Origin of the sequence: Streptomyces sp. NPDC048277, assembly GCF_040652235.1 — a bacterium.
Lineage (GTDB): Bacteria > Actinomycetota > Actinomycetes > Streptomycetales > Streptomycetaceae > Streptomyces.
Window position 1 is genome coordinate 37,924 of the sequence record NZ_JBEZLQ010000048.1, and the last position, 6,517, is coordinate 44,440.

The window sequence follows — 6,517 nt, forward strand, 5'->3', positions numbered from 1 at the left end:
TCAAGCCGTCTCGGTCCGGGCGTGCTTCGGCGTTGTTCCCGACCACCTGTGGAATGTGCGGTAGAACGAGCTTGGCTCGTCGTATCCCGGCAAGGGCGCGATCTCGGTGATCGAGACCTCGGGCCGCGCCAGGTAGTGCCGGGCGAGGCTGTACCGCACGTCCTCAAGGACGGCGTGGAACGTTGTGCCCTCCTTCGCCAGTCGACGCTGCGGGGTCCGACTGCTCATCGCCAGACGCCGTGACGCATCCGGCGCAGCGGTGGCGCCGGCGGGCAGGAGTTCCAACGGCGCGGCGCGGACCCGGGCCGCGGTTGCCCCCGCCTGATCCAGGTCGGAAAGACGTCGCCGCGGATCGGCATCAAAGACCTGCCACATGGCATCGTTCGCGGTCAGGAAGGGGTGCTGGGCGCCGGGCGGTGTGAAGGTCACGGTCACTGAAGGGGCGTGATCAATGTGCTTTCCCAGGTAATCCGCATACACCTCGGTGCGCGGCGGATTCGGCATGGTCAGCCTCGCCGGGATCACCCGGGTACGGGTACCCAGCCGCGCGAGCGCCACCCAGCAGGCGAGCCCGTAGGCGACCAGGCTGGTCGGCGGTTCGGGCTCCGGCGGCATCACAGTCGGCACATGCAGGCCGACGCCGTCGGCCTCGACGACGAGCGTCCGCGGACCGGGCCGGCGTTTGTCCGTGGGCATTCGCCGAGCGGCATGCTTGAGGTCGGGACTGCACAACGCGGCGAAGATAGGAGCCTGGAACGACTCGACGCTCAACTTCGAGGCCGGCGAAACACCGAGTGCAGGGTCCCCGGCAACCGACTCAGCGGCGCTCCAGCACCTGTATAACTGCTCGGGAGTGAGGGGTGCCTGCGGACTCAGCAGCAGATCTTCGGGCAGCTCCGCCGCGCGTAGCACCGGCCCGGCCGACAGGCCGATGTCAGCCAGGGACGCCCCCGTCGTCGAATTGACCGTGCAGAGGCCGTTGGTCACGTGCGGACACCCACACAGGTCACCGCGCCGAGAGCGCTCGGACCTGGAATGTCGCCTGTCAGCGAGGACATACTCCGTCCTTTCTCGGGAGTGCTTGCCAAGTCATGAGCGGCGCGCACTCCTGGTAGTAGCAGAGGGCGCCACAGTTGTGGCAGTTCCCGCCATCGTCCCGTCGGAGAGTTTCGAGCGGTGATGCACGCCGAATTCCTCTCCATCGCCAGTGTTTGATATCGGGGTGAATTCATTGGTCCCGGGGGTCGGGTGGTGATATTCATGTCGTTGCGGAGGGCGGCGGCGTGTTCGACGAGGCGCTTGCGGTCACCGCCGTCCATTCGGGCCGTGGGGCGGTCGGCGGTGACCAGGGCTGCGAGCAGGAGGCCGAGCGTGTCGGTCACGATGTTCCGCTTGCGGCCGACGACCTACTGGACCGAACGCAGACTGACTGCATGATCAAGACCGTCACTTCACTCGGCTCAGCGTCGGCGTCGACTGCTGCCTGCGCTGACAGGGAGCGCCATGGCGGCATTGGTCGAGGCGGACGCCCGTGGTACTGACGTTGCCGAAACGGATTTCCTGCCCTCCGATCCGGGCGGTTGAAGAGAGGCCGCTGCGGCAACGGTGGTGGAGCCGGGACCGCTGTAGCCCTGGATCGCGGCGGCCAGCCGTGAGGGCTCGTAGCCGACTTTTTTGGCCATGGCGATGGCCTCGGCCTGCGCCTCCTTGTCCTGCCGGGCCGCGATGAGCTCTCGCTCGTAATGCAGCAGCGGAGCCAGTTGCCACTGCAGGCCGCTGATGGACGGGCGAAGGCTCTCCGCCTCCTGTAGCAGCTCCGTCCCCATTTGTATCGGAGGGCGTACTTCACGCAGAGCCGGATCCATCTGCTCTTCCCACAGTCGCCAGAGCGACTCGCGTAGCTCTACATCGTGTGACCAATCCCTGAAGCTCTCCAACAATCGGCGAGAAACATCCGACGATGTCAGCTTCACCAACAGCTCACCATATTCTATGAGATTGTCGGTCAGCGCCGCCATTCCCAGCTGGAGATTGCGCTGCTCTCTCCGTAGCTGGGAATCCGCAGGTTTCGCTCGCTCCTTCAAGTGTTTCTCGCGTTGCTCTAGACACTTCTCCAGCTCGCCTAAAACGCCTTTCAGGCGCTGGCGTGCTTGAATCCTGTCATGTTCCACCGGTGAGGTCATAGCGGGTATCCTCCTCTTCCCACCTTGCAACGTGCTGCCTGGCTGAATGGTTCAAGATCTCGCTTGCCGCTGTGAATCGGGGGCAAGCGACCGAACGCGGTAAATGGTGCCGTTCGTTGTCGAACTGACTGTCGCGAACCGCGCATGGATCCCATATGGGAGGCAGGGCCGCGGGGTGGTCGCCGGGGGCTGACGCGGAGGCAGGCAGGACTTCCGGTGATCATGAGGTGTCGAGTCCCTGATCACCACGACGGATGACCGTGCCCGCCCGCTCATCCTCGCTCATCCCAGGCCCTCTGGGCCAACTCACCGACGTCGCACCGGTCACCCGCCGATGACCTCCCCGGCCCACTGAGTCTTTCCCAGTAACGGATCATGACGTTGTGTGATCGTTCAGATGGTGCGGTCGTACTCGAGCTGGAGCAGGACGAGGGCTGCGGTGGCGATCTTCGTGATGCGGCTGGGGTCGAGGCTGACTCTGCGCAGGGCTTGGAAGGTGGTCTTGAGCAGGGAGTTGGCGCGCTCGCAGACGCCGTGGATGCCGCGGATGACCTTGTTGTAGGTCTGCTGGGCCTCGTCGGCTTGCCTCCGGCGGGCTTCTTGTGCGGGTGGCGGAAGCCGTCGCCGGCGCTCTCGTGGCCGAGGTCGACCAGGGTCGGCATGTCCAGCTCGGCGGCGATCCGGTTGAGGGCGCCGATCAGACCATGGTGGCGGGCGCAGGTGGTGTCGTGCTCCCTGCCCGGACGGACCGGTGAGACCCGGATCGGCCAGCCGTCCGGGGTGGAGATGACCTGCACGTTCCCACCGTGATGCCGGTGTTTCCCGGACCACCACAGGTCCGCGCCGTTGGGACCGGGAGCGGCGACGCGATCGGTGCGGATGACGGTGCCGTCGAGGTTCAGGTGCGTCAAGCCGGCCGCCTTCGCGCGTTCCAGCGCAGTCGCAGAATCCGGCGCCCCGGCCGCCAGAACGGTCAGTCCCTCATGGAGGCAGCGGTATGCGGTGGAGACCGACAGGCCATTGTCGCGGGCGAGTTGGGAAAGGCGGGCGTTGTCGATGAACCAGCGCAGGACGAGCGCTGCCTGCCGGAAGCGACCCAGCGCCCGCCTGCCCCTGCGGGTTCCGGCCGCGATGCGGTGGTCGCGCAGCAGCCGGGCCAGGTGCTCGGCGGTGGACCGCTTCGCATCGAGCACCGCGGTGTATGCGACGCTGGTCGACACGTGAGGCCCCTCGGTCAGAACAATCCGTCGCAAGATCGTTCCTACCAGGGGCCTTACGCCTGCCCGGACTTGGGGACCGCACGGGCCGTAGCGGAAACATCGCGATCACAGAGAGCGACCGGCGCTTACGGGGAAAGACTCGGTGGCAGCAGGGGCCTGCGGATACTCGCAGCTGGCGATACAGGCGAGCAAGTTCAATCGGGGCGCGGACGCATCAATTTCGTCCCAGCACACCGCAACGACAGCAGCTCTTGATCAAGAGGATGGTTCAGCGACCCAGGTCGGTGAGCCATTTGAAGCCTGCCACCTCAAAGAATTTGACGGTTCCCAACTATTTGTCTATTTCGGTCCCGGCACCGAGACCGCCGATCGGCTCGCTCGCGGACGATGGATATCCGAGGCGACGGCGGGCTCAGCTCAGCTGGACCAGCAGCGACTCGAGACCGTGCATCATCATGGTGTCCCGCCACCGCGGCTGCTCGGCGAGTTCGACCGAGTGGAACTTCCCGAGCAGCCCACGGAACGCGATCTCGCCTTCGAGGCGGGCCAGCGGCGCGCCCAGGCAGTGGTGGATGCCGTGCCCGAACGCCAGATGGCCGGCCGCGGCGCGGGTGACATCGAGCCTGTGCGGCTCGGCGAACCGCTCCGGATCGTGGTTCGCGCCCAGGAGCGACACCATGACCGACTCGCCGGCGGGGATCTCGACGTCGCCCACCCGTATGGCTTCAGCGGCGAAACGCGTCGTCGTTATGTGTGCCGGGCTGGCGACCCGCAGGAACTCCTCGACCGCGTCCGGGATCAGTGACGGGTCGCGGCGCAGGACCTCGAACTGGTCGGGGTGCTTCAGCAGGGCCAGCATCCCGTTCCCGATCAGGTTCACCGTCGACTCATGCCCGGCCACGAGCAGCAGGGCCGCCATCGAGGTCAGCTCGGCCCCGGTCAGCTGGTCGTCGCCGTCGGACACATGCACCAGGTCCGAAAGCGGGTCTCCGGTGGGGTGCGCGCGCTTGTGCGCCACCAGGTCGGCCAGATAGCCGAGCAGGGCGTGCGCATCCGTTATCGTCCGCGCCGAGAACGCCGAGGTGACCGAGAGGGACCACCTGCGGAAGTCGGCCCGGTCTTCGGCGGGCACGCCGAGCAGTTCGCAGATCACGGTGATCGGCAGCGGAGACGCGAATGCCGTCAGCAGGTCCACCTGCCCCGGCACGGGGATCGCATCCAGCAGTTCATCGGCCACCTGCCGGATGCGCGGCCGCAGTGCCGCCACCGTGCGCGTGGTGAACGCCTTGTTCACCAGCTTCCGTAACCGCGTGTGCTGGGGCGGGTCCATAGTGATCATGCTCGACACGAGCCCCTCGGGGAGCTTGGGACCGCCGTCACCGGCCTCGTCCTGCCGGGGCACTGGGGAGTTGTGCCGCAGTCGCGGGTCCGCCAGCAGCGCCTTGGCTTCGGCGTAGCCGGTGACGAACCATCCCGGCGAACCGTCGGGGAGGACCGCACGGGCGACCGGGGCGCTCACGCCCAGCCGGTCGAGACGGGTGTTCGGCTCGTGCAGGAACTCAGTGTCGAGTCGGATCGTTTCCCGGGCCGGGTTCATAATGCCCCAATCCTTTCTGGTGAATTACCAGATATGCCGTCACAAAAGGCAGGACCTTCGCCATGACCGGGTAAGGCAAAGCCAAGGTCACGCGTTCTCAAAAAAGGTATCACGTCGACAAGATCGATTCCGCCGGCGTTCCACAGGGCAGGCCGTCCCACCTTCCGCGAACAGTAAATACGCACAATACAACGATTCCCCGCTTCCGTTCGGGCGCCGCCGAGCTCTACACTCAAGGGTCCGCCCAGTCAAATGATCGGACGGACCGTGCCGTTCAATTGCCCGCCGTCTCAGTTGTAAGGGCCAAGGAACCGCTCGCCATTGAAGTGGATCAAGTGGGTGGGATTGTCCGCACACCACACGTCCGTCTCCCATGCGATGTCCTTAGTCGTCCGCCGAACCCTGAGGTGGGTAGATAGCCCCACTATGGTCCGGTCCCGACTGTGAAGCCCCCGCCCCATGCACGACTGACCCAAGACTCTCCCCGGACGCCTGCCTCTTCTCCGATACCCCCTTAGGTAAGAGTAATGTTATTTCCCTCGAAACTTTTGCCCAGTTTATCTAGGGTAACATAATCCATACCATCCAGAATATCCTTGCTCTTCGGGCCCCCCTTCAGCCAACCTCGAACGGTCCTGTCAGTGACAGCATTTCGGGAACAGAATTCCATAGTTTCTAGTTCACTGTCGGCAAGGTTCCTCAGAAGCTCTTTTATTTGCTGATCCTGATATCTGTAGGAAGTGGTTTTTGCCTGCGTGTCATATTGACCGTGTATGTCTTGCGTTGTTCGCTCGGGCTCCGTTGCGCCCTGCCGCCTCCTATTCAATTCTTCTGTGGCATAATTACTGAAGCGAAGTTGTAGATTTTGAATTTGACCTTCACTCGGACCCCTATAGGCTCGTCGACTTGTTTTCGACTTCCCTTGCATGTTCCGCAATTTGCCGTGCACTACTTTGCGGATTTTCGGCGGCCCACTCCAGCGCATCCTGAACTTCCTCGTCGGAATATTTTTTAAAATTTTTCGGTATGACGGCCTCCGATTTTTGGGACGGAGAGCCTTGACTAGATCCTCCTCCTTGGTCTCCACAACGTGCTCGCCCTCTCAGTGGTTCAAAGTCGGTTGGGACTGCCGACGTCTTCTCTCTGGGGGCAGGGCGGTTTCCAAGTCTTTTCGATCGAGGACCTGTGCTGGTCACGCATCACGACGATGTGGTGGTGGACCGCCACACGTGCAACGAAGTTCCGGTTGATGCCGGTGGCCTACCACGCCGCCCTCGCGTCAGCACCGCGTGATCGCCGACCTGCCGTCCCGGCCGGCGACCTTGCCCGATCCACGTGACCGGTGCCGAAGGCGTCACCCATTGAGCGACTCTGACGTGTAAATAACTGCAGGTGGGTGGTATTTCGGGCACGACGGTGATCCCAGCGGGGCCGTTCCCGCCGGGTTTCGTTCCGGTTGGTTCATCCGGCGGCCTCCATGGGGTCGAGGGTGACCCGGTAGCCGAGTTCGTTGAGGC

4 protein-coding genes and 1 pseudogene are annotated in these 6,517 nt (G+C 64.3%); all 5 read right to left on the reverse strand.

Annotated features, from left to right (window positions below):
* The 5 genes and pseudogenes from AB0D85_RS49975 to AB0D85_RS49995 all read right to left on the reverse strand — a co-directional run bounded on the left by AB0D85_RS49975 (position 1) and on the right by AB0D85_RS49995 (position 5,461).
* A complete protein-coding gene (locus tag AB0D85_RS49975; protein WP_362337565.1) occupies positions 1 to 987 on the reverse strand; it encodes an AraC family transcriptional regulator ligand-binding domain-containing protein in 987 nt (328 codons plus the stop codon).
* A gap of 473 nt (positions 988 to 1,460) precedes the next feature.
* Entirely contained in the window at positions 1,461 to 2,183 is a 723-nt protein-coding gene (locus AB0D85_RS49980) for a hypothetical protein (RefSeq protein WP_362337568.1), read from the reverse strand.
* Positions 2,184 to 2,576: 393 nt separating this feature from the next.
* Positions 2,577 to 3,403, reverse strand: a pseudogene (locus tag AB0D85_RS49985) (transposase family protein).
* A 412-nt stretch (positions 3,404 to 3,815) separates the two neighbouring features.
* On the reverse strand, positions 3,816 to 5,000 hold the full coding sequence (locus AB0D85_RS49990; protein ID WP_362337571.1) for a cytochrome P450: 1,185 nt from the start codon (positions 4,998 to 5,000) through the stop codon (positions 3,816 to 3,818).
* A 290-nt stretch (positions 5,001 to 5,290) separates the two neighbouring features.
* Positions 5,291 to 5,461 carry a BsuBI/PstI family type II restriction endonuclease gene (locus AB0D85_RS49995; RefSeq protein ID WP_362337574.1) on the reverse strand — a complete coding sequence of 57 codons (171 nt, stop codon included), beginning with the start codon at positions 5,459 to 5,461 and terminating at the stop codon, positions 5,291 to 5,293.
* Positions 5,462 to 6,517 lie beyond the last annotated feature (1,056 nt).